23 protein-coding genes and 1 pseudogene are annotated in these 25,110 nt (G+C 73.3%); 13 read left to right on the plus strand and 11 right to left on the minus strand.

Features of this window, described 5'->3' with window-relative positions; genetic code table 11:
• Positions 1–36: 36 nt before the first annotated feature.
• Genes F3L20_RS02955 through F3L20_RS02965 form a run of 3 tightly spaced genes read left to right on the plus strand, consistent with a single transcriptional unit; the run spans position 37 to position 2,541 of the window.
• On the plus strand, positions 37–1,047 hold the full coding sequence (locus F3L20_RS02955) for an ABC transporter ATP-binding protein (RefSeq protein WP_167534450.1): 1,011 nt from the start codon (positions 37–39) through the stop codon (positions 1,045–1,047).
• Positions 1,034–1,903, plus strand: coding sequence for an ABC transporter permease (locus F3L20_RS02960; RefSeq protein WP_150151949.1), 870 nt, complete (start codon positions 1,034–1,036; stop codon positions 1,901–1,903). Before F3L20_RS02955 ends, F3L20_RS02960 begins: the two co-directional genes overlap by 14 nt.
• Before the next feature lie 47 nt (positions 1,904–1,950).
• On the plus strand, positions 1,951–2,541 hold the full coding sequence (locus F3L20_RS02965; RefSeq protein WP_167534451.1) for a hypothetical protein: 591 nt from the start codon (positions 1,951–1,953) through the stop codon (positions 2,539–2,541).
• A gap of 13 nt (positions 2,542–2,554) precedes the next feature.
• Here F3L20_RS02965 and F3L20_RS02970 read toward each other — a convergent pair whose 3' ends face one another.
• From F3L20_RS02970 to F3L20_RS02980, 3 genes are all read right to left on the minus strand, one after another.
• Positions 2,555–3,139 (minus strand): flavodoxin family protein, encoded by a 585-nt coding sequence (locus F3L20_RS02970; protein WP_150157201.1) that lies wholly within the window; start codon positions 3,137–3,139, stop codon positions 2,555–2,557.
• Between the two features lie 134 nt (positions 3,140–3,273).
• On the minus strand, positions 3,274–4,425 hold the full coding sequence (locus tag F3L20_RS02975; RefSeq protein ID WP_150151955.1) for an amidase: 1,152 nt from the start codon (positions 4,423–4,425) through the stop codon (positions 3,274–3,276).
• A complete protein-coding gene (locus F3L20_RS02980; protein ID WP_150151958.1) occupies positions 4,422–4,931 on the minus strand; it encodes a DUF6668 family protein in 510 nt (169 codons plus the stop codon). The genes F3L20_RS02975 and F3L20_RS02980 overlap by 4 nt, the downstream gene beginning before the upstream one ends.
• Before the next feature lie 1,357 nt (positions 4,932–6,288).
• On the opposite strand from F3L20_RS02980, the gene F3L20_RS02990 reads away from it, so the two are divergent.
• Positions 6,289–6,915: a hypothetical protein gene (locus tag F3L20_RS02990; protein WP_346768059.1), complete on the plus strand. Its 627-nt coding sequence runs from the start codon at positions 6,289–6,291 to the stop codon at positions 6,913–6,915.
• Positions 6,916–6,937: 22 nt separating this feature from the next.
• Here F3L20_RS02990 and F3L20_RS02995 read toward each other — a convergent pair whose 3' ends face one another.
• The 3 genes from F3L20_RS02995 to F3L20_RS03005 form a co-directional block, all read right to left on the minus strand.
• Positions 6,938–7,411, minus strand: coding sequence for a VOC family protein (locus tag F3L20_RS02995; RefSeq protein ID WP_150151960.1), 474 nt, complete (start codon positions 7,409–7,411; stop codon positions 6,938–6,940).
• A gap of 47 nt (positions 7,412–7,458) precedes the next feature.
• Positions 7,459–8,493 carry an EamA family transporter RarD gene (rarD, locus tag F3L20_RS03000; protein ID WP_150151963.1) on the minus strand — a complete coding sequence of 345 codons (1,035 nt, stop codon included), beginning with the start codon at positions 8,491–8,493 and terminating at the stop codon, positions 7,459–7,461.
• Positions 8,494–8,674: 181 nt separating this feature from the next.
• Positions 8,675–9,529, minus strand: coding sequence for an SDR family oxidoreductase (locus F3L20_RS03005; RefSeq protein WP_150151965.1), 855 nt, complete (start codon positions 9,527–9,529; stop codon positions 8,675–8,677).
• A 234-nt stretch (positions 9,530–9,763) separates the two neighbouring features.
• On the opposite strand from F3L20_RS03005, the gene F3L20_RS03010 reads away from it, so the two are divergent.
• Positions 9,764–10,984: an FG-GAP-like repeat-containing protein gene (locus F3L20_RS03010; protein WP_150151968.1), complete on the plus strand. Its 1,221-nt coding sequence runs from the start codon at positions 9,764–9,766 to the stop codon at positions 10,982–10,984.
• Between the two features lie 81 nt (positions 10,985–11,065).
• On the opposite strand, the gene F3L20_RS03015 is transcribed toward F3L20_RS03010, so the two are convergent.
• The 5 genes and pseudogenes from F3L20_RS03015 to F3L20_RS03035 all read right to left on the minus strand — a co-directional run bounded on the left by F3L20_RS03015 (position 11,066) and on the right by F3L20_RS03035 (position 17,866).
• Positions 11,066–12,124: a 2-oxoacid:ferredoxin oxidoreductase subunit beta gene (locus F3L20_RS03015; protein WP_145829752.1), complete on the minus strand. Its 1,059-nt coding sequence runs from the start codon at positions 12,122–12,124 to the stop codon at positions 11,066–11,068.
• On the minus strand, positions 12,117–14,048 hold the full coding sequence (locus F3L20_RS03020) for a 2-oxoacid:acceptor oxidoreductase subunit alpha (RefSeq protein ID WP_150151971.1): 1,932 nt from the start codon (positions 14,046–14,048) through the stop codon (positions 12,117–12,119). Before F3L20_RS03020 ends, F3L20_RS03015 begins: the two co-directional genes overlap by 8 nt.
• 157 nt (positions 14,049–14,205) lie before the next feature.
• Positions 14,206–14,865 carry a response regulator transcription factor gene (locus tag F3L20_RS03025; protein ID WP_276615865.1) on the minus strand — a complete coding sequence of 220 codons (660 nt, stop codon included), beginning with the start codon at positions 14,863–14,865 and terminating at the stop codon, positions 14,206–14,208.
• A gap of 257 nt (positions 14,866–15,122) precedes the next feature.
• Positions 15,123–16,487, minus strand: coding sequence for a sensor histidine kinase (locus tag F3L20_RS03030; protein ID WP_150151977.1), 1,365 nt, complete (start codon positions 16,485–16,487; stop codon positions 15,123–15,125).
• Between the two features lie 110 nt (positions 16,488–16,597).
• Positions 16,598–17,866, minus strand: a pseudogene (locus tag F3L20_RS03035) (sensor histidine kinase).
• A gap of 240 nt (positions 17,867–18,106) precedes the next feature.
• Between F3L20_RS03035 and F3L20_RS03040 the strand changes: the two are divergent.
• From F3L20_RS03040 to F3L20_RS03075, 8 genes are read left to right on the plus strand one after another with little or no spacing between them, the layout of a single operon-like run.
• On the plus strand, positions 18,107–18,499 hold the full coding sequence (locus tag F3L20_RS03040; protein WP_024883129.1) for an NADH-quinone oxidoreductase subunit A: 393 nt from the start codon (positions 18,107–18,109) through the stop codon (positions 18,497–18,499).
• Positions 18,490–19,140 (plus strand): NADH-quinone oxidoreductase subunit B, encoded by a 651-nt coding sequence (locus F3L20_RS03045; RefSeq protein WP_150151983.1) that lies wholly within the window; start codon positions 18,490–18,492, stop codon positions 19,138–19,140. The genes F3L20_RS03040 and F3L20_RS03045 overlap by 10 nt, the downstream gene beginning before the upstream one ends.
• On the plus strand, positions 19,137–20,570 hold the full coding sequence (locus tag F3L20_RS03050) for an NADH-quinone oxidoreductase subunit C (protein ID WP_150151986.1): 1,434 nt from the start codon (positions 19,137–19,139) through the stop codon (positions 20,568–20,570). The genes F3L20_RS03045 and F3L20_RS03050 overlap by 4 nt, the downstream gene beginning before the upstream one ends.
• Positions 20,567–21,535 carry a complex I subunit 1/NuoH family protein gene (locus tag F3L20_RS03055; RefSeq protein ID WP_150151989.1) on the plus strand — a complete coding sequence of 323 codons (969 nt, stop codon included), beginning with the start codon at positions 20,567–20,569 and terminating at the stop codon, positions 21,533–21,535. The genes F3L20_RS03050 and F3L20_RS03055 overlap by 4 nt, the downstream gene beginning before the upstream one ends.
• Positions 21,535–22,086, plus strand: a complete 552-nt coding sequence (locus F3L20_RS03060) for a NuoI/complex I 23 kDa subunit family protein (RefSeq protein ID WP_150151992.1) — start codon at positions 21,535–21,537, stop codon at positions 22,084–22,086. The genes F3L20_RS03055 and F3L20_RS03060 overlap by 1 nt, the downstream gene beginning before the upstream one ends.
• A complete protein-coding gene (locus F3L20_RS03065) occupies positions 22,083–22,709 on the plus strand; it encodes an NADH-quinone oxidoreductase subunit J family protein (RefSeq protein WP_150151996.1) in 627 nt (208 codons plus the stop codon). Before F3L20_RS03060 ends, F3L20_RS03065 begins: the two co-directional genes overlap by 4 nt.
• Positions 22,709–23,116, plus strand: coding sequence for an NADH-quinone oxidoreductase subunit NuoK (gene nuoK / locus F3L20_RS03070; protein ID WP_145829761.1), 408 nt, complete (start codon positions 22,709–22,711; stop codon positions 23,114–23,116). The genes F3L20_RS03065 and nuoK overlap by 1 nt, the downstream gene beginning before the upstream one ends.
• Entirely contained in the window at positions 23,113–25,107 is a 1,995-nt protein-coding gene (locus tag F3L20_RS03075) for an NADH-quinone oxidoreductase subunit 5 family protein (protein WP_150151999.1), read from the plus strand. Before nuoK ends, F3L20_RS03075 begins: the two co-directional genes overlap by 4 nt.
• Positions 25,108–25,110 lie beyond the last annotated feature (3 nt).

Genomic DNA, 25,110 nt, shown 5'->3' on the forward strand with positions numbered 1-25,110 from the left:
CACCCAGCGGCGCGGCGAGGGGAACGGGGAACCCGGATGGACGAGGCGTCCGCCACCGAGCAGACGCGCGACGGGACGTCCGCCACGGAGCAGACGCGCGACGGGACGTCCGCGGGCGACGGGATCGTCGTCACCCGCGGACTGACCAAGCGCTACCGCGGCGGACAGCTCGCCGTCGACGACCTGCGCCTGACCGTCCCGGCGGGCAGTGTCTTCGGCTTCCTCGGCCCCAACGGCTCCGGCAAGACCACCACCATCCGCATGCTGATGGGCCTGATCGAACCGACCTACGGGACGGCGCACGTGCTGGGGCGGCCCATGCCGCGTTCCGCGCGCGCCGTCCTGCCCCACGTCGGCGCCCTCATCGAGGGCCCCGCCCTCTACGGCTTCCTCTCCGGCCGGGACAACCTCCTGCGCCTCGACGCCGCCGACCCCACCGCCGACCCGCGCACCCGGAAGGCACGGGTGGCCGCCGCCCTGGACCGGGTGGGGCTCACGGCCGCGGCCGGCAAGAAGGCGCGGGCGTACTCGCTCGGCATGAAGCAGCGCCTCGGTCTCGCGGCCGCCCTGCTGCGCCCGCGCCGGCTGCTGGTCCTGGACGAACCGACCAACGGCCTCGACCCGCAGGGCATGCGGGAGATCCGCGCGCTCGTCCGCGAGCTGGCCACCGACGGCACGACCGTCTTCCTCTCCTCCCACCTCCTCGACGAGATCGAGCAGGTGTGCACACACGTCGCGGTGATGGCCCGGGGCCGGCTGATCACCCAGGGGCCGGTCGCCGACCTGGCCGCGGGCGCCCGGGGCCGGCTGGTCGTGACCACACCGGATTCGGCGGACGCCACCCGGGTGCTGAAGGAGCAGGGGGTCGCCGACGTCGTCGTGGACGGGGAGCGGGTGACCGGCGAGGCGCCCGGGCGTGACCTCGCCGAGGTGAACGCGGCACTGGTGACGGCAGGCGTGCGGGTACGCGGCTTCGGCGTCGAGCGGGCCTCGCTGGAGGACGCGTTCGTGGCGCTGACCGGGGAGGGCTTCGATGTCGCGGGGTGAAGCGGTACGGAGGGTGAACCCGCTGTGGACCCTCGGGCTGTTCCGCAGCGAGGTGCTCACCACCTTCCGGCGCTGGCGGACCCTCGCCCTGCTCGGGGTGCTGGCGGCCGTGCCCGTACTGGTCGGCATCGCCGTGCGGATCGAGACCGGGGACGGCTCGTCGGCAGGCGGCGGTGGCGGCGGAGGACCGGCGTTCATCGCGCAGATCACCAACAACGGACTGTTCCTGGTCTTCACGGCGCTCGCCGCCACCCTGCCGTTCTTCCTGCCCATGGCCGTCGGCGTGATCGCGGGCGACGCCGTCGCCGGGGAGGCCGGCGCCGGCACCCTGCGCTACCTGCTGGTCGCTCCGGCCGGCCGCACCCGTCTGCTGCTCACCAAGTACGCGACGGTCATGGCCTTCTGTCTGGTCGCCACCCTCGTGGTCGCCGTCTCGGCGCTGATCACCGGCGCGCTGCTGTTCCCGCTGGGTGACCTCACGACCATCTCGGGCACCCGGATCAGCTTCTCCGAGGGGTTGCTCCGCGCCCTGCTGATCGCCCTGGTCGTCGCCGTCTCACTGACCGGGGTGGCGGCACTCGGCCTGTTCGTCTCCACGCTGACCAACAGCGGCATCGCGGCGATGGCGACCACCGTCGGGCTGCTGATCACCGTGCAGATCCTCGACCAGATCCCACAGCTGCACGCCCTCCACCCCTACCTCTTCTCCCACCACTGGCTGTCCTTCGCCGACCTGATGCGCGAACCGGTCTACTGGGACGACCTGACCAAGAACCTCGGCCTCCAGGCCCTCTACGCGCTCGTGTTCGGCTCGGCGGCCTGGGCACGATTCACGGGCAAGGACATCACCGCGTAGGGAAATGCGCTCGCACGGGCGGGCCGGGACGTGTGACGGTTCGGCCCATGGGCAATTCACGGGCGTACCCCGTCCTGCGGACCACCGACGCGGCCGAGGCGTTTCGGCAGGCCAGGCGGCTGTGCGCGCTGCTGAGAAATGTTGAGGACAAGGTGTGGCTGTTCGCCGAACTGGCCACGGTCTCCGAGGTTCGGGAAATCGCCGCGCTCGCTCCCGGACTGCCCTTCGACTACTCGGAGAACCGGACCGATCCGGCGACGGGTGACTACCTCCGGTTCGACCTCGACGTGACGGCACTGGAGGACGCGGCACTGACGGAACACCTGCCGCTGACCTTCTCGGAGCACGTCGAGCGGGAGCGCGTCGAGGCCGGGATCCTGGCCGCGCTGGGCGAGGGCATGGCCTCCATCGAGTGGCACGGCCGCTGGCCGGACGACTCGGACGCGGATGTGGACTGGCCCTCGAAGTACGACGGGATCCAGGTCGTGTTCCACGGTGACGAAGCCCAGCGGGGCAACTGGACGGAGGAGCACACCGTCTTCGTCCATGTGACCAAGTGGGGAGACCTGCCCCTCGCCCAGGAACGCGCCGCCCACATCGGCAGCGAGGTCCTGGGTGAGGCACAGCTCGGCTGGTGAGACGGCGCCGGAGTCAGCCGGCCTCGTACGGGAAGCGGGCGAGCGGGGCGTCCTGCGCGAAGAACGTCTTGGCCCGCGCCAGCGCCTGCGTGTCGCTGAGCACGTCCCCCGGCTTGCTGCCGTTGCCGAGCAGCACCCCGCCGAACCGCATCCCCATGTACGCGGCCGAGTTGTTCAGCGTGCCGACCAGCGGGTCGGCGACCTCGGGCTCCTCGTGCGCGAGCGCGGTGACGCCCCAGAGCGTGCGGCCCGCCATCGTGTCCTTGAAGTCCAGGCCGGGGGTGCGCAGCCAGCCCGACCAGTGGTCCAGGTAGCGCTTGGTCTGCGCCGACACCGCGTACCAGTACAGCGGCGAGACGATCACCAGGTCCGTCGCCGCGAGCGTGGCGTCCAGCAGGAGGGCGGTGGTGCCCTCGGTCGGACGGACGTGGTCGCTGTCGTGACGCAGGTCCTCGAACTCGGGCAGTGGGTGGGCGGTGAGGTCGATCCACTGCTGTTCCACGTCCGGGGGCAGCTGTTCGGCGGCCCGGCGGGCGAGCAGTGCGGAGTTGCCGTCCGGGCGGGCGCTGCCCAGGACGAACAGGAAACGGCGGGTCATGGTCATCCCCCACATACTCGGCGTTCGCCAGTAACAAGCTTCTGCATCTTATGCGTATGCAAGTAAATGTCCAAGGGGAGGGGACCGGGCGGCTCTTCCCCGACGCGCCTCGTGGCGCGGAGTCCCCGCCTCCGCTACGGCGTCCTCAGCGGTTCGACCGCCCCCCGTCTCTCCGCCTCCGCCGCCACGGAGAGCAGCAGGTCCTCCCGGTCGTGGCGTGCCACGAGCTGGAGTCCCGCCGGGCAGCCGTCGGCGCCGAAGCCGGCCGGGAGGCTCAGCGCGGGGTGACCGCTGAGGTTGAACGCCCAGGTGAGGGCGGTCGAGTAGACGTCACCGGGGCCGTCGTGGCCGTGCGGCGCGGTGGGTGTCGTGGGGGTGAGCAGCAGGTCGGTGCGGGTGAAGAGGGCGCGCAGACGCTCGTCGTCGGCCGCCCGGACCTGGTGGGCGTCGGTGAGGTCGGCGCCCGGGGTGCGCAGCGCGAGCCAGGCCGGTCCGGGGTCGAGGAGCAACGGGGCCGCCGGCGGCCGTACGAGGCGCACCACCCCGGCGTCGACGAGCCGGCCGACCGCCTGCCGGGCCAGCGCGACGGGCTCCGCGTCGGGCGACGCGAAGCCGAGGTCGGGGGACCAGACCGCCGCGACGGGGAACGGCGGGGCGGACGGTGCGGCCCGCCCCGACACCAGCCGCCACCACACCACCGCGTCCCCCGCCGTGCGGGTGAGGACTCCGGGAGCGGTCAGGCCCGTACGGTCGGGCGAGGGGAACCGGCCGCCCGTGACCTTCAGGCCCAGCACCCCGCACCACGCCGCCGGGATGCGCACCGACCCCGCCCCGTCCGAGCCCGTCGCCAGTGGCACCAGCCCGGCCGCCACCGCCACCGCCGCCCCCGCCGAGGACCCGCCGGGCGTACGGTCCGCCCGCCACGGATTGACGGTACGGCCGCCCGCCCCGAGCCCCCAGGTCTGCCAGGACGTTCCCGGACCCGGCACCGCGGTGGCGCCCACGGCGACCGCGCCGGCCGCGAGCAGCGGCCCCGCCGCCCGCAGTCCCCGCCGCCCCTTGACCGCGACCGGCACCCCGGCCAGCGGGAGGTCCTCACCGGCGGCGACCCGCGCGTCCACCTCCGCCGCCCGCCGCGGCGCCTCCTCGTCCCACACTTCGGCGAACGCGCACAGCACCGGGTCGGCCCGCCGGATCCGCGCGAGCGCCTCCGCGACCACGTCCACGGCCTTGCGCGAGCCGTCCCGTACGGCGGCCGCGATCTCACGGGCGCCGTCCCCGCTCACCGCACGGCGCCCGTGAGGCGGGCCAGCGGCTCCGTCTCGCGCGGCAGCCGGCCGCCCAGGTCGCCGAGGCGCCAGTCCGGCACCCACGGCACCCGGTACACGTCGATCACCGACTCGATCCGCCGCACCCGCTGCGCGAGGGGGCGCGGGAGCCGTCCCGGCGCGTCCGCCACGAGGACCACGGCGTCCAGGTCGAGCCCGTGCGGCGCCTCGCCGCGCCGGAACAGGTCGACGGCCGGCAGCACCGCGTCCAGCCCGGCCGCGTGGGTCCGGGCGACGAGCAGCACCGACCGCGGGGCGGTGGGCGCGGGCCAGGCACGTCCGCCGTCGTGACCGCCGTAGACCGCGGCGAGCGTGGAGACGCCCGCGCCGCCGTGCAGACCGATCCAGGAGAAGCTCCGGGCGGTCGCCCGGGCGTGCGCGGGCCCCGGCGGGCCCTCCGCCTCCGGTGCCGCCACCGGCCCCCGCAGCCAGATCTCCGGTCCCCGTTCCGTGGCATCCCGCATGTCCCTCTCCTGCTCGCCGGCCCGATCGTCCATGCCCTTCCGCCCGCACGGAAGCGGGGCCCTCGACCGTTGGGACGAGCCTGTGACAACGCGGTGACGTGCAGAGCGCGGGCGAGCGGACAGACTCGACGGTAGGTGTACGACCCGAATGAGGGAACGATGACTCGACTCAGCCGCGAGAAGAAGCGAGAACAGCAGCAGGCCGCGGTGCCGGTCGACGTCCGTGTCCCGGCCGACGGGTCGGGCGAGCCGGGAGCCTCGGTCGACGGGGTGCGGGTGATCGCGGGTCCCGGCGAGGAGATCCAGCAGGCGGTGCTCGACCGTCTGCACGGCATCGCCGTCGCCTCGGGGCACGCCGTGATCGCCACCGTGCGCGACGAGCGCATCGGGTACGTCGTCCCGCTCCTGGTCGCCCCGGACGGCTCCAGCCGCTTCACGGACCGGCCGACGCTGCTGCGCGCCGTCCAGGAGAGCCACCGGGCCGCCGGTGCGGCTCCGCCGGCGCCGGGAGACCTCGACCCCGACATAACCACAGCCCGGCCCCCCGCCCCGGCCCCCTCCATGCCCGCCGCCCCAGCTCCCTCCGGGCCCGCCGCCCCGGACCCGACGCGGGGCACTGTCCCTGACCCGGCCGGTTCCTTCGCCTCGGACCCGGCCCGCACCGCTGCCTGGGGCCCGGCCCGCACCGAGGCCCCGGACCCGGCCCGGACACCGGCCTCGGACCCGGCCAGGTCCGCCGCGCGGGATCCCTCCAGGTCCGATGTCTCCGACCCGACGCGGAGTTCCGCCACTGACCTGACCGGGACCTCCGCCCCGGCTACCTCCGGGTCCGCCGCCCCGGACCCGACGCGGGGCACTGCCTCCGACCCGGCCGGTTCCTTCGCCTCGGACCCGGCCCGCACAGCTGCCTGGGACCCGGCCCGCACAGCTGCCTGGGACCCGGCCCGCACCGAGGCCTCGGACCCTGCTCGCACCGAGGCCTCGGACCCTGCTCGCACCGAGGCCTCGGACCCTGCTCGCACCGCTGCCTCGGACCCTGCTCGCACCGCTGCCCGCGCTGCCGGCCGGCCTCTCGGACAGTCCGGCCCCGGCCTCCCCCTCGCCTGCGCCGCAGCCCCAGGCCGGCGACCTGCCGACGCGTCTTCTGCGCCCGTCCGCGGAGGACGACGCCCAGGCCGCCCCCCGTCCCGTACGGGACGTCACCCCCACCTTCCCGCTGCACCCGGTCCCTGGGACCCAGGAACCCCTCGACTCCCCGCCCACGTTCCGGCTGCGGACGGTGACCGGCCCCGTGCCCCCGGGCACCCCGCCCGGCACGGTCGCACCTCCGACGGGCGCGTTCGGACCGCCGCCGTCCATGGGGCCGCGGCCCCACCAGGACGCGGCGGCCCCGGCGCCCGTCCGCGGCCGCGGCGCGCCCACCGACCTCGTGCTCGACGCCGACCCGGACGCCCGGCCCACCCCGCCCCGCGGCTTCGACGCCGTCGCCGAGGCCGTGCTCGGAGACGAGCCCGCCGCCCCCGCCGGCAGCCCCCTCGCCGCACCCCTGGAGCGGATCAACGACGCCGTCCGGGCGGGCAGGATCGACACGGCGGCCGGCCTGGCCGACGAGACCGTGGCGCACGCCTCGCAGACCCTCGGTGCGGAGCACCCGGAGGTGCTGCGCCTGCGGGAGCTGACCGCCTACATCGCCTACCTCGGCGGTGAGCCCCTGCGCGCCTTCCGGCTCTCCATGGACCTCGCCGCCGTCTGCCGCCGCGTGGGCGACGCGGAGGCCGCGTACGGCAACGTCCGCAGCGCGGCCACCGCGTGGCGCGGGGTGCGCGACCCGCTGCTCGGGCTGGAGCTGGGCCACGAGCTGACGGCGCTGTGGACCGAGCTCGCCGCCGAGGGCGGACCCGCCGCCGACGAGGCGGACGAGCTGGAGTCCGCCCACGCCCGCATGGACCGCCTGACCGCCCGCGCCCGCGACCGTCAGACCTGAGCGGCGCGCCCCGGGGAGCCGGCTAGTGCAGGCAGAACTCGTTGCCCTCCGGGTCCGCCATCACGACCCAGCTCCCGCCGGGCTCGTCCACCCGCCGCAGCACGTGGGCGCCGAGCCCTTCGAGCCGGGCCTGCTCCTCGTCGCGGCGGTCCGCACCGGGGTGCAGGTCGATGTGGAGGCGGTTCTTGACCGTCTTCTCCTCGGGCACCCGCTGGAACAGCAGCCGCCGTCCGCGCCCGGTGCCGCTCTCCTCCTCGAAGGGGTCGTCGGGGTGCCGTACGGCGGTCAGGTCACGCCAGGCGCGGCGGCCGTGCGACTCGACGGTGAGCGCCTCGGGCACGGCCCCCGCCGCGAGCAGCTTCTCGATGAGCGCGCTGTTGTCCTCGACCACGTAGTGCAGGGCGGCGGCCCAGAAGCCGGCCTGGGCGTGCGGGTCGGCCGCGTCCACAACGAGCTTCCAGTGCACCGGCGTGGCCGGAGTGGGTGTCTGCGTCATGCGCCCGTTATAGGGCGCGGCACCGACAACGCCGGTCCGCCACGCGCCTACGGCTTGGTCTCCAGCGCCTTGGCCTCCGCCTCGGACAGTGGCGCGGCGACGGGCACGGACCCGCCGGCGCCCGGATCGGCGGCGGTCTCGCGTGCGGCCGTCCCGCGCGCGGCGGCCGTCCGTCCGGCGAGGGCCCGGGCGGTGCGGCGGGCGGTGCGCAGCGCGTCCCAGGTGAGCAGGGTGAGCGCCAGCCACACCAGGGCGAACCCGGCCCAGCGCTCCGGCGGCATGGCCTCCTTGAAGTAGAGGATGCCGAGCACGAACTGGAAGACGGGGGCCAGGTACTGCAGCAGACCCAGTGTCGACAGGGGGACGCGGATCGCCGCGGCGCCGAAGCAGACCAGGGGGATGGCGGTGACGATGCCGGTCGCGGCGAGCAGCAGCGCGTGTCCCGCGCCCTCGGCGGCGAAGGTCGAGTCGCCCTGGGTGCTCAGCCACACCAGGTAGCCCAGCGCGGGCAGGAACTGGATCGCGGTCTCGGCGGCCAGCGACTCGACGCCGCCCAGGTTGACCTTCTTCTTCACCAGCCCGTAGACGGCGAAGGAGAAGGCGAGGCACAGCGAGATCCACGGCGGCCGGCCGTAGCCGACGGTGAGGACGACGACCGCCAGGGCGCCGACGCCGACCGCGGCCCACTGGGCGGGCCGCAGGCGTTCCTTCAGCAGCACGACGCCCATCGCGATGGTGACCAGCGGGTTGATGAAGTAGCCGAGGGACGCCTCGACGACGTGCCCGGAGTTCACGGACCAGATGTACACGCCCCAGTTCACGGTGATGACCGCGGCGGCCACGGTGACGAGGGCCAGCTTGCGCGGCTGCCGCAGCAGCTCGCCGATCCACGCCCAGCGGCGGACGGCCAGCAGGGCGGCGGCGACGAAGACCAGGGACCACACCATCCGGTGGGCCAGGATCTCCACCGCTCCCGCGGGCTTCAGCAGGGGCCAGAACAGGGGGACGAGCCCCCACATCCCGTACGCCGCGAAGCCGTTCAGCAGTCCTATGCGCCGCTCTGCGGCCGGCTTCCCGGTCACGGGCCCCTCCTTCGTGTCCGACGCGTCCCCAAGTCGACGGGGGCCCGCAGACGCGCGCGCGGACCCACCGGACGACGGTAACGCCGGACACCCCCACATGTCATGTCCGTACCGGCATACGGTCATGACCGGTGGGGGTGTCCGGCGTCTCGCGGAGACCCGAACCCTCGCGGCCCGGAGGTCAGCCCTTCAGCGCGACGGCGATCGCCTCGCCGATCGGCGTGGTCGGGCGGCCGGTCAGCCGGGACAGGTCGCCGCTGTCGACCACCAGCTCACCCTCGGCGATCGAGGCGTCGACGCCCGCCAGGACGGCCGCCACCGGCTCGGGGATCCCCGCACCGGCCAGGATGCCGGTGAGCGCCTCGGTGGTGACCGGGTTGTAGGCGATCTCCCGGCCGGTCTGCCGGCTCAGCTCGGCCGCGTACTCGGCGAAGCTCCACGCCTCGTCGCCGCCCAGTTCGTACGTGGTGTTCTCGTGGCCCTCGCCGGTCAGCACGGCGACCGCGGCGGCCGCGTAGTCGGCCCGGGAGGCGGACGAGACCCGGCCCTCGCCGGCCGCCGCGAGCACCGTGTCGTGCTCCAGCACCGGGGCCAGGTTCTCGGTGTAGTTCTCGTGGTACCAGCCGTTGCGCAGCAGCACGTAGGGCACGCCCGAGTCGAGCAGTGCCCGCTCGGTGCCGCGGTGGTCGTCGGCGAGCGCGGCCTTCAGGGTGCCGGGGGCGCTGGTGTAGGCGAGCAGCGCGACACCGGCCGCCTTGGCGGCGTCGATGACCCCCGTGTGCTGCCGCACCCTGCCCTTGTCGAACTCGTTGCCGGAGATCAGCAGGACCTTGTCGCCGGCCGCGAAGAGGCCGTCGAAGGTCTCCGGGGCGTTGTAGTCGGCGATCGCGATCCGCACCCCGCGCTCCGCGAGGTCCGCCACCTTCTCCGGGTCGCGGACGACGGCGGTGACCTGCTCCGCGGGGACCTTCTCCAGCAACTGCTCCACGACGTGACGGCCGAGCTTCCCGCTGGCTCCGGTGACGACGATGCTCATGATGCGACAACTCCTCAGGGGGTGGCTTGGCACTAACTGTACGGCAGGCGCTAACTTTTAGAAAGCGTAAGCCCTTCGCGCCTGCGGCCCGGGGGCGCGAAGGGGCCCGGCGTTGCTCTACGATCACGCTCGCGCGTGCAGCCGCCGCACGGCCCAGGCAGTCCGCCGGGGGCCGTCGCATCGGGGGGTGCGAGGAGCGGACGCGACGCGCCTCAATGGGAGGGGAACTCATCCATGCGGAAACGATTCAACCGGGGCGTGGCGGCGCTCGTCGGACTCACCCTGGCCGGCACCGGCCTGACCGTCGCGACCGCCGCCCCGGCGGCGGCGAGCTCCTACGACTGCCCGTCCGGCTACTTCTGCGGGTGGTCGGGCGAGGACGCCAAGGGCTCGATGTGGAAGACGAAGAACAACGTCGCGGACCTGGGCAGCTGGGACAACAGGATCCGCTCGTACGTCAACCGTACGCAGTCGATCGCCTGCCTGTACGAGGACAAGGACTACGTTCCGTGGGGAGGCTACTGGGCCCAGGACCCGAACTCACCCGGCGAACTCAGCAGCTCCTCGGAGGCGACCACCAGCTCGGTCAAGTTCGTCCGCACCGAACGCGAGTGCAGCCAGACCGCCTACCCGAGCTGGGTCTCCGAGACCTCCCCCACGGCCCAGGGCTTCGGCGACATGAACGGCGACCGCAAGGCCGACGTCATCACCCGTGACCTGGCCGGACGGCTCTGGTTCACCCCGGGGAACGACACCGGCCGGCTCATCGGCTCCGGCGGCTGGAACGCCATGAACACCCTGACCCGCCACGGCGACTTCACCGGCGACCGCCGCGAGGACGTCGTCGCCCGGGAGAAGGCCACCGGCAAGCTGTGGCTCTACCCCGGCACCGGCACCGGCTCCCTCGGCACGCGCAAGCTGCTGGGCGCGAGCGGGTGGAACTCGATGAACCACATCACCGCCTACGGCGACCAGACCGGCGACGGGCGCTCCGACCTGATCGCCGTGCAGAAGTCCACCGGTGCGCTGTGGCTCTACCCGGGCGCCTCCGGCGGCAAGCTGGGCGGGCGCAAGCTCATCGGCTCCGGCGGCTGGAACGGCATGAACGCGCTGGCCGGCATGGGTGACGTGACGGGTGACGGACGCCCCGACCTGTACGCCCGCGAGAAGGCCACGGGCAAGCTGTGGCTCTACCCGGGGACCTCCACCGCGCGGCTCGGCTCGCGCACGCTCGTCGGCGGCGGCTGGAGCGCCATGGAGCACCTGATCGCGGTCGGTGACTTCTCCGGCGACGGGCGTCCCGACCTGGCCGCCGTCAGCAACGAGCGGTACGTGATCGACGGCTACTCGGGCAACCCGGGCTGGCTGATCACCTACCGCGGACGGGCGGGCGGAACCGTGTACGGAGCCCAGCGGACCCACGGCGAGTGGTGGGGCCTCGGCGACTTCTGCTGAGGACACTCCACCCGATGAGGAAGGGCCCCGGCATCCATGGATGCCGGGGCCCTTCCCGTGCCTGCGGGCGTGCGTGCGTGCTCAGCCCACAACCGTCCAGGTGTCGCCGCCGGCCAGGAGTGCGGCGAGGTCGCCCTTGCCGTGCTGGTCGACGGCGGTATCGAGCTGGTCGGCCATGAGGGTGTCGTAGACCGGCCGGTCCACCGAGCGGAACACCCCGATGGGGGTGTGGTGCAGGGTGTCGGGGTCGGCGAGCCGGGACAGCGCGAACGCGTTCGTCGGGGACGCGGAGTGCGCGTCGTGGACGAGCACCCGCGCCTCGTTCTCCGGTGTCACCGTGACGACCCTGAGGTCTCCGGTGGCGGGGTCGCGGACGACGCCCTTGGAACGGTCGGTGCCGAAGCGGATCGGCTGTCCGTGCTCCAGACGGATCACCGCTTCCTCGGCCTGCTGCCGGTCCTTGAGGACCTCGAAGGCGCCGTCGTTGAAGATGTTGCAGTTCTGGTAGATCTCCACCAGCGCGGTGCCGGGGTGGTCGGCGGCCTGGCGCAGGACCTCGGTGAGGTGCTTGCGGTCGGAGTCGACGGTGCGGGCGACGAAGGAGGCCTCCGCGCCGATCGCCAGCGACACCGGGTTGAAGGGCGCGTCGAGGGAGCCCATCGGCGTCGACTTGGTGATCTTGCCGACCTCGGAGGTGGGGGAGTACTGGCCTTTGGTCAGCCCGTAGATGCGGTTGTTGAACAGCAGGATCTTGAGGTTGACGTTGCGGCGCAGGGCGTGGATGAGGTGGTTGCCGCCGATGGACAGCGCGTCGCCGTCGCCGGTGACCACCCACACGGACAAGTCCCGGCGCGAGGTCGCCAGGCCGGTGGCGATCGCGGGGGCGCGGCCGTGGATGGAGTGCATCCCGTAGGTATTCATGTAGTACGGGAAGCGGGAGGAGCAGCCGATGCCGGAGACGAACACGATGTTCTCGCGGGCCAGGCCCAGCTCCGGCATGAAGCCCTGCACGGCGGCCAGCACGGCGTAGTCGCCGCAGCCGGGGCACCAGCGCACCTCCTGGTCGGACTTGAAGTCCTTCATCGTCTGCTTGCCCTCGGCCTTGGGCACCAGCTGGAGCAGCGTGTCGGCGTCAGTCATCGATGGCCTCCTTCAGCGCCGTGGCGAGCTGCTCCGCCTTGAACGGCATGCCGTTGACCTGGTTGTACGAGCGGGCGTCGACCAGGTACTTCGCTCTGACGAGGGTGGCGAGCTGGCCGAGATTCATCTCGGGGATCACCACCTTGTCGTAGCCGCGCAGGACCTCGCCGAGGTTGTGCGGGAAGGGGTTGAGGTGGCGCAGGTGGGCCTGCGCGATCCGGCCCCCTTCCTTGCGGATACGCCGTACCGCGGCGGTGATGGGGCCGTAGGTGGAGCCCCAGCCGAGGACCAGCAGGCGGGCGTCGCCGTCGGGGTCGTCGACCTGGAGGTCGGGGACGGCGATGCCGTCGACCTTGGCCTGGCGGGTGCGGACCATGAAGTCGTGGTTGGCCGGATCGTAGGAGATGTTGCCCGTGCCGTCCTGCTTCTCGATGCCGCCGATCCGGTGCTCCAGGCCCGGTGTGCCCGGGACCGCCCACGGGCGGGCCAGTGTGTGCGGGTCGCGCTTGTAGGGCCAGAACACCTCGGCGCCGTCGCCCGTGGTGTGGTTCGGTCCCTGCGCGAACTGCACCTTCAGGTCCGGCAGCTCCTCCAGCTCCGGGATCCGCCAGGGCTCGCTGCCGTTGGCCAGGTAGCCGTCGGACAGCAGGAACACCGGTGTGCGGTAGGCCAGCGCGATGCGTGCCGCCTCCACAGCGGCGTCGAAGCAGTCCGCGGGGGTCTTCGGCGCCACCACCGGCACCGGCGCCTCACCGTTGCGCCCGTACATCGCCTGCAGCAGATCCGCCTGCTCCGTCTTGGTCGGCAGACCCGTCGACGGGCCGCCGCGCTGGATGTCCACGATCAGCAGCGGCAGCTCCAACGACACCGCCAGACCGATCGTCTCCGACTTCAGAGCGACGCCCGGCCCGGACGTGGTGGTCACCGCGAGCGACCCGCCGAACGCCGCACCCAGCGCCGCCCCGATCCCGGCGATCTCGTCCTCCGCCTGGAAGGTGCGCACACCGAAGTTCTTGTGCCGGCTCAGCTCGTGCAGGATGTCCGAGGCGGGCGTGATCGGGTACGAGCCCAGGAACAGCGGCAGGTCCGCCTGCCGGGAGGCGGCGACCAGCCCGTAGGACAGGGCCAGGTTCCCGGAGATGTTGCGGTACACGCCCGGCGGGAACGCCGTCGCCGCCGGCGCCACCTCGTAGGAGACCGCGAAGTCCTCCGTGGTCTCCCCGAAGTTCCAGCCCGCCCGGTACGCCGCGATGTTCGCCGCCGCGATGTCGGGCTTCTTGGCGAACTTCGACCGCAGGAACTTCTCCGTGCCCTCCGTGGGCCGGTGGTACATCCACGACAGCAGGCCCAGCGCGAACATGTTCTTGCTGCGCTCGGCCTCCTTACGGGTGAGGTCGAACTCCTTCAGCGCCTCCACCGTCAGCGTCGTCAGCGGCACCGGGTGCAGGTGGTAACCGTCCAGCGAGCCGTCCTCCAGCGGCGAGGCGTCGTAGCCGACCTTCTGCATCGCCCGCTTGGTGAACTCGTCGGTGTTGACGATGATCTCCGCCCCGCGCGGCAGGTCGCCGATGTTCGCCTTCAGCGCGGCCGGGTTCATCGCCACCAGCACGTTCGGCGCGTCACCCGGGGTGAGGATGTCGTGGTCTGCGAAGTGCAGCTGGAACGACGACACCCCCGGCAGGGTTCCGGCGGGGGCCCGGATCTCGGCGGGGAAGTTCGGCAGTGTGGAGAGGTCGTTGCCGAAGGACGCGGTCTCCGAGGTGAAACGGTCACCCGTGAGCTGCATCCCGTCACCCGAGTCCCCCGCGAACCTGATGATCACTCGGTCGAGCCGGCGGACGTCCTTCGTGCCCGCCGCTGTGCGCTGCTCTCCTACGACTGTTCCGTCGGCCTGCTCCGCTGGGCTGCTGACCTGGCTGGTCACTGAACTGGACCTCCTCGAGGCGGCTGTCCGGGACGGCCTTCCCGCAGGCCTTCCCCGCATAAACCCTACGACCGCGAGGGGCGCCCGCCGTGAAGGATCGGTTGAACGGCTCGGATGGTGGACACGGCCGGGGCCGCGGGACGGCCCGTCGCCCCGCTCAGGAGTTCAGATACGTGAGGACCGCGAGCACCCGACGGTGGTCGCCGTCGCTCGGGGACAGCCCCAGCTTCAGGAAGATGTTGCTGACGTGCTTCTCCACGGCGCCGTCGCTGACCACCAGCTGCCGGGCGATGGCCGAGTTCGTCCGCCCCTCCGCCATCAGCCCCAGCACCTCCCGCTCGCGCGGGGTCAGCCCCGCGAGCACGTCCTGCTTGCGGCTGCGGCCCAGCAGCTGCGCCACCACCTCCGGGTCCAGGGCCGTGCCGCCCCGCGCCACCCGGACCACCGCGTCGACGAACTCGCGCACCTCGGCGACCCGGTCCTTCAGCAGATAGCCCACGCCCCGGCTGGAGCCCGCCAGCAGTTCGGTCGCGTACCGCTCCTCGACGTACTGCGACAGCACCAGCACCCCCAGGTCGGGGTGGGCCTTACGGAGCTGCACCGCGGCCCGCACGCCCTCGTCGGTGTGCGTCGGCGGCATCCGCACGTCGGCGACCACCACGTCCGGCAGCCGGCCCTGGGCGTCCAGCTCGGTGACGGTCTTGATCAGTGCCTCACCGTCGCCGACCCCGGCCACGACCTCGTGCCCCCGGTCGGTCAGCAGCCGGGTCAGGCCCTCTCTCAGCAGCACCGAATCCTCGGCGATGACCACCCGCACCCTGTCCTCCACGTCGTCGGCCCCCCAAAGCCCGCGCCCGGACCGCCCTGGTGGCGCGTCCGGTCGTCGGGTCCAGCATTCCAGCAATCGGGGGAGGACGGGCCGGGGCAACGCGATGTGGGGGTGTCGTCACCGGTCGCCGCGGGTGGCTCCGCACACCCTTCGCACTCCCGCGTCCGCGTCGGCGGGCGGGTGCGCGCCCGAGGCCCGCACCCGCCCGTGTGTCCGTCCGCCGGACCGCGTGTCTCACCGCGCGGTCATCGGGCCCGCTCCGCACGCCACGGCAGCTCCGCGGTCACCCGGGTGGGCCCGCCGGCCGGCGAGTCGACCACGAGGATCCCGTCCACCGCGTCCAGCCGCTCCGCCAGCCCCGCCAGTCCGGAGCCCGAGGACAGCTCGGCACCGCCCACGCCGTTGTCCACGACCTGGAGCATCAGCCGGTCGTCGGTCCGCCACACCTCCACGGCCGCCCAGGTCGCCCGGCTGTGCTTGCTGACGTTCTGCAGCAGCTCCGAGACCGTGAAGTAGGCGATCCCCTCGATGGCGGGCGCCGGCCGCTCGGTCAGGTCCACCTCCACCTGCACCGGGACCGTGCAGCGCGAGGCGACCGAGGACAGGGCCGCGTCCAGGCCCCGGTCGGTGAGCACCGCCGGATGGATGCCCCGCGCCAGGTCCCGCAGCTCCTGCAGCGCCGTCTTCACCTCGCCGTGCGCCTCGTCCACCATCTGCGCCGCGACCTGCGGGTCCTCCCGCAGCTTCTCCTTCGCCAGCCCCAGGTCCATGGCCAGGGCCACCAGCCGGGCCTGCGCCCCGTCGTGCAGATCACGCTCGATGCGCCGCAGGTCCGCCGCCGCCGTGTCCACCACGACCCCGCGGTCCGACTCCAGCTCCACCACCCGGCTGGCCAGCCGGGACGGGCCCAGCAGCCCGTACACCATCCACCGGTCCACCGTCGTCAGCGCCCGCACGATCCACGGCGTGGCCAGCGTGAACAGCAGACCCACGCCCGCCGTCACCGCGATCTCGAACGGGTTGTCCAGGTAGACCGAGTGCTGCTCGTCGCCGTAGAGCTGGATGCCGTCCTGGCCCGCGTACGTCGGCAGCACCCAGAACCACAGCGGATAGGTCACCAGCGACCAGCCCAGCGCCCAGAACGTGACGCTGACGGCGAAGGTGAACACCGCCCAGGGCAGCTGCAGCACCGAGTACAGCAGCGCCCGCCACGAGGTGCCGCTCTTGAGCACGGCCCCGATCCAGCCCATGAACCCCTGCCGCCCGGTCCGCAGCGGCGCCGGCTCACCCACCCGCAGGCCCAGCAGCCCCCGTGCCCTGGCCCGCTCCACCGACCCGAAGGCACGGCAGCCGGCGAGCGCCGCCGCCAGCACCGGCACCCCGAGGAACGTCACCAGCAGGCCCGCGCCCAGCGACACCATCGTGACCGCGTAGGTGAACAGCAGGATGCTGATCGGCAGGCCCAGCAGCACGTACGCCAGCTCCCGCCAGTGGCGTCCCTCGACCGGCGCCCGCAGCGCGGCCGGCATCCGGTGCCGCCGTTCCCCCACGCCCCGCGCGTGTCCGGGCTCGGTGGGGAGCCCGTAGCCCTGTCCGTACTCCGTGGCCATCGGCTTCGTCCTTCTCCTCGTCCGGCGGCTGTGCTGTCGTACGTCCAGACTGCTGTGCCGCAGGTCGGCGCGGAATGGAGTCCGTCGCAGTCTTGGCCGGGGGGTTTTCCCTACCTACGGGCGCGGGCGGACGCCCCCTTCCCCGGCGCGCTTCCGGCCGCTGTGCCGGAACGGTCCCGCCACGGCAGCTCGGCCGTCACCGTCGTCGGACCGCCCTCAGGGGAGTCCACGACGAACAGGCCGTCCACCGCGCCCAGCCGGTCGGCCAGCCCCGCATACCCGTGCCGCCGTCCAGGCTCGCCCGCCCTGCCGTCGTCCGACACCTGCAGGAACAGCCGGTCCTCCGACCGCCACACCTCCACCGCGGCCGAACGCGCCCGGCTGTGCTTGCTGACGTTCTGCAGCAGCTCCGAGACGGTGAAGTAGGCGATGCCCTCGATCGCCGGGGCGGGCCGTTCGGCCAAGTCGACGGTGACCCGCACCGGGACCGTGCACCGTGAGGCGACCGAGGACAGGGCCGCGTCCAGGCCCCGGTCGGTGAGCACCGCCGGGTGGATGCCGCGCGCCAGGTCCCGCAGCTCCTGGAGCGCCAGCTTCACCTCGCCGTGCGCCTCCTCGACCATCGACGCCGCCGCGTCCGGGTCCTCCAGCAGCTTCTCCTTGGCCAGACCCAGCCCCATCGCCAGGTTCACCAGGCGCGCCTGCGCCCCGTCGTGCAGGTCCCGCTCGATGCGCCGCAGGTCCGCCGCGGCCGCGTCGACCACCACGCCCCGGTCCGACTCCAGTTCGGCGATGCGCCGCTCCAGCTCGTCCGACGGCGACAGCAGGCCCCGCACCAGCGCCCGGTCGACGTCGGCCAGCGCCCGCACGACGAACGCCAGCACCGGCCACAGCACGAACAGGCCCGTCAGCGCGACGACGAAGGTGAGGATGCCCCACGGCAGCCGTATCAGCATGAACAGGAACGTCCGCCAGCCCACCGGGTCCTTGACCCCCTGCCACAGCCCCGGCCAGAAGCCGCCGGAACCGCGCCACGGCAGCGGGCTCGGCTCCTCCACCCGCACCCCGAGCATGGCCCTCGCGCGCGCCCGCTCCAGCCGGCCGAGCTGCCGCGCCCCCAGCAGACCGAGGGCGAGCAGGGGAAGTCCGATCACCGTGACCGTCAGCCCGGCACCGACGGACAGCACGGTCACCGTGTAGACGAAGCCCACCAGCGCCGCAGGCAGGTTCGTCAGGAGATGCGCGATCTCCTTCCACGTGTGCGCGTCGTAGGCGAAGCGGGCCGGGGGCGGGCGGTCGCCGGGCCCGGCCGGTCCGGGGGCGGCCGGGTCCGGGAGGGTCCTCACGGGCGTGCCCGGCTGCGGATTCGGTTCGGTCATGGGGCATAGCGTGCCCGGCGCCGGGGGCCCGCGCCATGAGGCCGACCGCCGGGGCGCCCTGAGGAAAACCCCACCCCCGGGTGCCGAGCCCCGACGGGCTGCTTACCGTGCCTTTATCAGGGCCTAGACTCCCGTGCGTACAGATCGTCGGACCGTGGCGTTCGACGTTCACCGGCACGGATCAAGGGCAGGGCACAGGTGGGGACGCCTGGTCGCCGATCTGAGGAGTGAGGGGCGGACGTGCGGGAAACGACCGTCGTCGCGGCGGACTACTTCCAGTCCTACTCGGTCGTCGGACTGCTCGCCGTCGTCGGCGTGCTGTTCGTCGCCGTCGCCTTCGGGGCGGGCCGCCTGCTGCGGCCGGTGGTGCCCACCCCGGAGAAACTGCTGACGTACGAGTGCGGCGTCGACCCCGTCGGCGAGGGCTGGGCCCACACCCAGGTCCGCTACTACGTCTACGCCTTCCTCTACGTGATCTTCGCCGTCGACTCGATCTTCCTCTTCCCCTGGGCGACCGTCTTCGCCGCCGACGGCTACGGCGCGACCACCCTCGTGGAGATGTTCGTCTTCCTCGGCTTCCTCGCCGTGGGCCTGCTGTACGCCTACAAGAAGGGCGTCCTGACATGGACGTGAACCCTGCCGCACCCGAGCCGGTGCTGCTGCCGGTACCCGGGGGTCCCCCCGGCGAAGGCGGGGGGAGGCTCGGCGCGCTCGCCCGGCTCGCCCCCGAGCCGATGAAGGTGGTTCTCAACTGGGGCCGCCGCTACTCGCTCTGGGTGTTCAACTTCGGCCTCGCCTGCTGCGCGATCGAGTTCATCGCCGCGTCGATGGCCCGGCACGACTTCATCCGCCTCGGCGTCATCCCGTTCGCCCCCGGGGCCCGCCAGGCCGACCTGATGGTCGTCTCCGGCACGGTCACCGACAAGATGGCGCCCGCCGTGAAACGCCTCTACGAGCAGATGCCCGAGCCGAAGTACGTCATCTCCTTCGGCGCGTGCAGCAACTGCGGCGGCCCCTACTGGGACTCCTACTCCGTCACCAAGGGCGTCGACCAGATCATCCCGGTCGACGTCTACGTCCCCGGCTGCCCGCCCCGGCCGGAGGCGCTGCTCCAGGGCATCCTCAAGCTCCAGGAGAAGATCGCCCGCGAGTCCCTGGCGGAGCGGTACGGCACCGCCTCCGCCGGACGCCCCTCGGCGGCGGCGCTGCGGAGCGGGCTGGTCGAGCCGCCCGCACCGAAGGACGGGCCGACGGGCGGGAAGGAGGCCCGATGACCTCCGTCGGCTGGCTCCCCGCGGACGTGGCGGAACTCTTCGGCGCGCAGGCCACGGCGGAGGAGTCGTACGGCGTCCTCACCGTCGACGTGCCGTCCGACGCCTGGATCCCCGCGCTGGAGGCCGCGCGTGACCGGCTGGGCTGCACCTTCTTCGACTGGCTCAGCGCGGTCGACGAACCCGGCACCGGCTTCCGCGTGGCCGCCCACGTCGCCGCCCTGTCCCCGGTGCGGCGGCTCCTGCTGCGCACCACGGTGCCGCACGACGCCCCGGAACTGCCCTCCGCCGTGGGCGTCTACGCGGGCGCGGCCTGGCACGAACGCGAGACCCACGAGATGTTCGGCGTCGGCTTCACCGGACACCCCGGCCTGGACCACCTGCTGCTGCCCGAGGGCTTCGAGGGGCACCCGCTGCGCAAAAACTTCGTCCTCGCGGCCCGGGTCGCCAAGGCGTGGCCCGGCGCCAAGGAACCGGGGGAGTCCGAGCACGGCGGCCCCAAGCGGCGGCAGATGCTGCCGCCGGGTGTGCCCGACCCCAACGAGTGGGGACCCCTCAAGGGCCAGCTCCCGCCCGCCCCGGCCCGCCCGGCCCGCCGCGCGGCCACCGCGGCGGCACGCACACCGGGCGAACGCCCGCCCCGGCGCACCCGCACGGCCTCGGAGGGCTTGGCCGGCCAGACGGCGGCGGGGACGGCGGGTACCGGGGGCGGTACGGGTGCGGGCGCGGGGGGCGCTGGTACGGGTGCGGGTGTCCCTGCGGGTACCGGTGCCGGTGCCGGTGCTTCCGGCGCGGGCGAGGGCGCGGCGCAGGCGCCGGGTGCGCCGCGTCGGTCGCGGTCGGTGTCGGAGGGGTCGGCGAGTCAGCGCGGTGCCGGTGCGGGTGCTGCTTCCGGCGCGGGTGCGGGCGAGGGCGGTGCGCAGCCGTCGGGTGCGCCGCGTCGGTCGCGGTCGGTGTCGGAGGGGTCGGCGAGCCAGAGGGACACCGGCGGCGCTGAGGCCGGTGCGCAGGCGCCGGGTGCGCCGCGTCGGTCGCGGTCCGCGTCGGAAGGGTCGGCCGGCCGGCGGGCCGACCCCCCCGCGCGCCGTTCGCGCAGCGCGAGCGAGGGGTCGGCGTCGCAGCGCGCGGCAGAGGAGCAGGCGCCGGCCGCGGACGACACGGAAGCGGGTCCCGCCGAGGGACGTCCCGACCTCAAGCCCCCGATCGCCCCGCGCAGCCCGGACGCTCCGTGGCACCACGCCCGCCCGGCCTTCGAGGAGCCCGCGCAGGACGCGCCCGCGCAGGACGAGCCGGCGCAGGACGAGCCCGCGGGGGAGCCAGAGCCGGAGCCGGATTCGGACCCTCGGCCCGAGCCGGACACGGAATCGCGCCCCGACTCTGACCCCGCCCCCGAAGACACCACCCCCGACGACCCCTCAGGAGGCCGGCAGTGAACGACGTGCTCGACGTCGCCCTGCGACTCCTGGTCGTGTTCGTCGTCTTCCTCACCTTCCCCCTCGTCGTGGGCCAGACCGAGCACAAGGTGATGGCCCACATGCAGGGCCGCCTCGGCCCGATGTACGCGGGCGGCTTCCACGGCTGGGCCCAGCTCATCGCCGACGGCGTGAAGTTCGCGCAGAAGGAGGACGTCGTCCCGGCCGGCGCGGACCGCCGCGTCTTCCAGCTCGCGCCCGCCGTCGCGCTGCTGCCGTACCTCCTCGTCCTGCTCGCCGTCCCGATCGGCCCCGGTGAGGGCGCGGTCGGCCAGGTGATCGACGCGGGCGTGTTCTTCGTCCTCGCCGTCATGGGCGTCGGCGTCCTCGGCTCACTGATGGCCGGCTGGGCCTCCGCCAACAAGTTCTCCCTCCTCGGCGGCCTGCGCACCGCCGCCCAGCTCCTCGCCTACGAACTCCCGATGCTGCTCACCGCCGCCTCGGTGGCGATGGCCGCCGGCACCGTCTCCCTCGTCGGCATCCTCGACGCGTTCGAGTGGTGGTGGGTGCCCTGGCAGATCACCGGCGCGCTGGTGTTCTTCGTCGCGGGCCTCGCCGAACTCCAGCGCCCGCCCTTCGACATGCCGGTCGCCGACTCGGAGATCATCTTCGGCGCGTACACCGAGTACACCGGCCTGCGCTTCGCCCTGTTCCTCCTCGCCGAGTACGCCGGCATCGTCGTCCTGTGCGGCCTGACCACCGTCCTCTTCCTGGGCGGCTGGCACGGCCCCTGGGGCGCCGACGGCCTCGGCTGGGTGTGGACCTTGCTGAAGACCGCCGTCCTCGCCTTCGTCGTCATCTGGCTGCGCGTCACCTATCCCCGCATGCGCGAGGACCAGCTGCAGAAGTTCAGCTGGACGCTCCTGGTCCCCCTCTCCCTCGCCCAGATCGCCCTCACCGGCGTCGTCAAGGTGGTGTTCCTGTAATGGCCCCGATCCCCGGCTCCGGCCTGGCCAAGGGCCTGGCCGTCACCCTGCGGACGATGACGCGGAAGTCCGTCACCGCCCCCTACCCGGACACCCAGCCCGAACTGCCGCCCCGCAGCCGCGGGGTGATCGGCCTGTTCGAGGAGAACTGCACGGTCTGCATGCTGTGCGCCCGCGAGTGCCCCGACTGGTGCATCTACATCGACTCGCACAAGGAGACCGTCCCCCCGGCGGCCCCCGGAGGCCGCGAACGCAGCCGCAACGTCCTCGACCGCTTCGCCATCGACTTCTCCCTGTGCATGTACTGCGGTATCTGCATCGAGGTCTGCCCCTTCGACGCGCTGTTCTGGTCCCCGGAGTTCGAGTACGCCGAGACGGACATCCGCGACCTCACCCACGAGCGCGACAAGCTCCGCGAATGGATGTGGACCGTCCCGGCCCCGCCCGCCCTCGACCTCGCGGCCGAGGAACCGAAGGAAGTGGCCGCCGCCCGCAAGACCGCAGACAAGCTCGCCGCCGCCCAGGCCGAACCGCAGGAGGAGGAGTCGTGACCCTGACCGCAGCCGCAGGAACGGCCGCGCACGCCACGACCGCCGCCGAGTCGCACGGTTTCCTCTCCCCGACCGGCGTCGAGATCACCTTCCTCCTCGTCGGCCTCGTCACCCTCGGGGCCGCCGCCGTCACCGTCACCACCCGGCAGCTGGTGCACGCCGCCCTGTGGCTGGTGGTGGCCCTCGGCGGGCTCGCCGTCGAATACCTCCTGCTCACCGCCGAGTTCATCGCCTGGGTGCAGGTCCTCATCTACGTCGGTTCCGTCGTCGTCCTGCTGCTGTTCGGGCTGATGCTCACCCGCGCCCCCGTCGGCCGCTCACCGGACGCCGACTCCGGCAACCGGTGGGTCGCCCTCGCCGTCGCCGTCGCCGCGGCGGCCGCCCTGGTCTGGGTGGTCGTCGACGCCTTCCGTACCACCTGGATCGACCTGGACGGAGCCCCCGCCGGCTCCACCGACGTCACCGGCGCCAGCCTCTTCCAGCACTGGGTCCTCCCCTTCGAAGCCCTGTCCGTCCTCCTCCTCGCCGCCCTCGTCGGCGCGATCGTCCTGTCCCGCAAGGCAAAGGCCGACGCCGCGACCCGCGCGACGGACACCCGGCGCGACACGGAAGGGGCCCGCTGATGCACCTCGCCTATCCCGCCGTCCTGTCCGCCCTCCTCTTCTGCACCGGCGTCTACGGCGTCCTCGCCCGCCGCAACGCGATCCTCGTGCTGATGTCGGTCGAGCTGATGCTCAACGCCGTCAACCTGAACCTCGTCGCCTTCGACGTCTGGCTCAGCCGGGCCGCCGAGGAGACGCTGCACTCCGGACAGGCCCTGGCCCTCTTCACCATCGCGATCGCCGCCGCCGAGATCGGCATCGGCCTCGCGATCGTCCTCGCCGTGTACCGCAACCGCGGCAGCTCGGACATCGACCGGCTCCGCGACACCGCCGAGGGCCACGGACCCGACGAACCCGACAGCGACGCCACCGGCCGAGCGATCCCCGCGCCTCCGGCCGCCGGCGAGAAGGCCGAGGCCACCGCGTGACCACGACCACCCTCGCCGTCCTCGTCCCCCTCCTTCCGTTCCTCGGCGCACTCAGCGGTCTGCTGCTGGGCCGCACCGCACCCGGCTTCGCCCGCCCGCTCGCCGTCCTGCCGGCACTGGCCTCCCTGGCGCTCGCCGCCGTCGTCGCCGCGCGCCAGGGCGGCGGCGATCCGGTCGACGCCGCCACCGAACTCACCCCCACCGGCTCGGTCCCGATCGAACTCGCCCTGCACATCGACGGCTTCGCCGCCCTCACCGCCGTGGTCGTCGCCACCGTCGCCACCTGCGTGCAGATCTACTCCACGGGCTACCTGCGCGACGACCCGCGCTACCCGTCCTACGCCGCCCTCGTCTCGCTGTTCACCTCCGCGATGCTCCTGGTCGTCTACACCGGCGACCTGATGGTGCTGCTGGTCGGCTGGGAAGTCATGGGCATCTGCTCCTACTTCCTCGTCGGCCACTACTGGGAGACGCCGGAGGCCCGCGCCGCGTCGCTCAAGGCCTTCCTGGTCACCAAGCTCGGCGACGTCCCCTTCCTCATCGGCCTGTTCGCTCTCGCCGCCGACGCCGGGTCCTTCCGCATCACCCGGATCCTCGGCGCCGTCGCACACGGCGGCATCGACCACCCCACGCTGATCGCCCTGCTGCTCCTCGCGGGCGTGGCCGGCAAGTCCGCGCAGTTCCCGCTGCACACCTGGCTCCCCGACGCGATGGCGGGCCCCACGCCCGTCTCCGCGCTGATCCACGCCGCGACGATGGTCGCCGCCGGTGTCTACTTCGTCGCCCGTCTCCTCCCGCTCTTCGAGGCCTCGCAGGCGGCGATGACCGTCCTCGCCGTCATGGCCGCCGTGACGATGACCGGCTCGGCGCTCGCCGCCCTCGCCCAGGACGACATCAAACGCGTCCTCGCCTACTCGACGATCGGCCAGCTCGGCTACATGACCGGCGCCCTCGCCGTCGCCGACCGGGGCGCCGCCGTCTTCCACCTCCTGTCCCACGGCGCCTTCAAGGCGCTGCTGTTCCTCGCCGCCGGCGTGATCATCCACGCCGCCGGCACCAACTCGCTGGCCGCCATGTCCCGCATGGGCCACCTGCGCGACCGCGTCCCCGACGCCTACTGGACGACGACCGTGGCGCTGCTCGCGCTCGCCGCGATCCCGCCGTTCAGCGGCTTCTTCTCCAAGGAGGCCGTCCTCGGCGTCGCCGAACACGTCGTCACCGGCCACACCGAGCACGCCCCCGCGGCGGCGGGCTGGATCGTCCTCCTCGCCGGTCTGCTCACCGCCCTCCTCACCGCCGCCTACGCGATGCGGCTGTGGCTGCTCGCCTTCCGCGGCAGCGGCACCGAGGCCCCCGACCACGGCCGGCAGCCGCTGACCATGACCGCGGTGCTGTGGGTGCTCGCCGTCCCGTCGCTGGCGCTCGGCGGGTTCGCCTTCCGGGTGCTGCCCGACTGGTTCGACGGCCACGAGCTGACCCCGGCCCTCACCACCTCCGTGCTCGGCACGGGCGTGGCCCTGGTCGGCGGCATCGTCACCTACGCCACCTGGCGGCACACCACCGCGCACGCCACCCGCATCCCGCTCGGCGCCGTCGCCGCCCACCCCGAGGGCGACGCCGGCCGGGTCGAGGCGGAGGCCATCGCGAGCCACGAACCGGCCTACGGGGACATCGCGTACGCGGCCGACCCCTCGGACCCCGGGCGGCTGCTGCTCGGCCGGCTGCACCGGCACGCCGCCGTCGGCTTCCACCTGGACGCCGTGTACTCGGCGCTGTTCGTCCGCCCGGTCCGGGCCGGCGCGAGCCTCGTACGGTTCCTCGACCGGGAGGTCGTCGACACCTACGTACGCGGCGCGGGCACCCTGCCCCGCTGGCTCGGCGCCGCCGTACGACGGGCCCAGACCGGCAATCTGCAGACCTATGTGAGCGCGCTGCTCGCCGGCACCGTCGTCCTCGCGGTCGCCGCCGTCCTCGTCGCCACGGGAGCGTGAGCA

Origin of the sequence: Streptomyces tendae, from assembly GCF_008632955.1 — a bacterium.
Classification (GTDB): Bacteria; Actinomycetota; Actinomycetes; order Streptomycetales; family Streptomycetaceae; genus Streptomyces.

What these genes read in the sequence shown, in the direction of transcription:
- F3L20_RS02990 (WP_346768059.1), top strand. Translation starts at nt 6,289, where the DNA reads ATGGGGCCGCGGCCCCACCAGGACGCGGCGGCCCCGGCGCCCGTCCGC.
- F3L20_RS03015 (WP_145829752.1), bottom strand. Translation starts at nt 12,124, where the DNA reads ATGACTGACGCCGACACGCTGCTCCAGCTGGTGCCCAAGGCCGAGGGC.
- F3L20_RS02965 (WP_167534451.1), top strand. Translation starts at nt 1,951, where the DNA reads ATGGGCAATTCACGGGCGTACCCCGTCCTGCGGACCACCGACGCGGCC.
- F3L20_RS03050 (WP_150151986.1), top strand. Translation starts at nt 19,137, where the DNA reads ATGACCTCCGTCGGCTGGCTCCCCGCGGACGTGGCGGAACTCTTCGGC.
- F3L20_RS03060 (WP_150151992.1), top strand. Translation starts at nt 21,535, where the DNA reads ATGGCCCCGATCCCCGGCTCCGGCCTGGCCAAGGGCCTGGCCGTCACC.
- F3L20_RS03030 (WP_150151977.1), bottom strand. Translation starts at nt 16,487, where the DNA reads ATGGCCACGGAGTACGGACAGGGCTACGGGCTCCCCACCGAGCCCGGA.
- F3L20_RS02955 (WP_167534450.1), top strand. Translation starts at nt 37, where the DNA reads ATGGACGAGGCGTCCGCCACCGAGCAGACGCGCGACGGGACGTCCGCC.
- F3L20_RS02970 (WP_150157201.1), bottom strand. Translation starts at nt 3,139, where the DNA reads ATGACCCGCCGTTTCCTGTTCGTCCTGGGCAGCGCCCGCCCGGACGGC.
- F3L20_RS03005 (WP_150151965.1), bottom strand. Translation starts at nt 9,529, where the DNA reads ATGAGCATCGTCGTCACCGGAGCCAGCGGGAAGCTCGGCCGTCACGTC.
- F3L20_RS03010 (WP_150151968.1), top strand. Translation starts at nt 9,764, where the DNA reads ATGCGGAAACGATTCAACCGGGGCGTGGCGGCGCTCGTCGGACTCACC.
- F3L20_RS03045 (WP_150151983.1), top strand. Translation starts at nt 18,490, where the DNA reads ATGGACGTGAACCCTGCCGCACCCGAGCCGGTGCTGCTGCCGGTACCC.
- F3L20_RS02995 (WP_150151960.1), bottom strand. Translation starts at nt 7,411, where the DNA reads ATGACGCAGACACCCACTCCGGCCACGCCGGTGCACTGGAAGCTCGTT.
- nuoK (WP_145829761.1), top strand. Translation starts at nt 22,709, where the DNA reads ATGCACCTCGCCTATCCCGCCGTCCTGTCCGCCCTCCTCTTCTGCACC.
- F3L20_RS02960 (WP_150151949.1), top strand. Translation starts at nt 1,034, where the DNA reads ATGTCGCGGGGTGAAGCGGTACGGAGGGTGAACCCGCTGTGGACCCTC.
- F3L20_RS02980 (WP_150151958.1), bottom strand. Translation starts at nt 4,931, where the DNA reads ATGCGGGATGCCACGGAACGGGGACCGGAGATCTGGCTGCGGGGGCCG.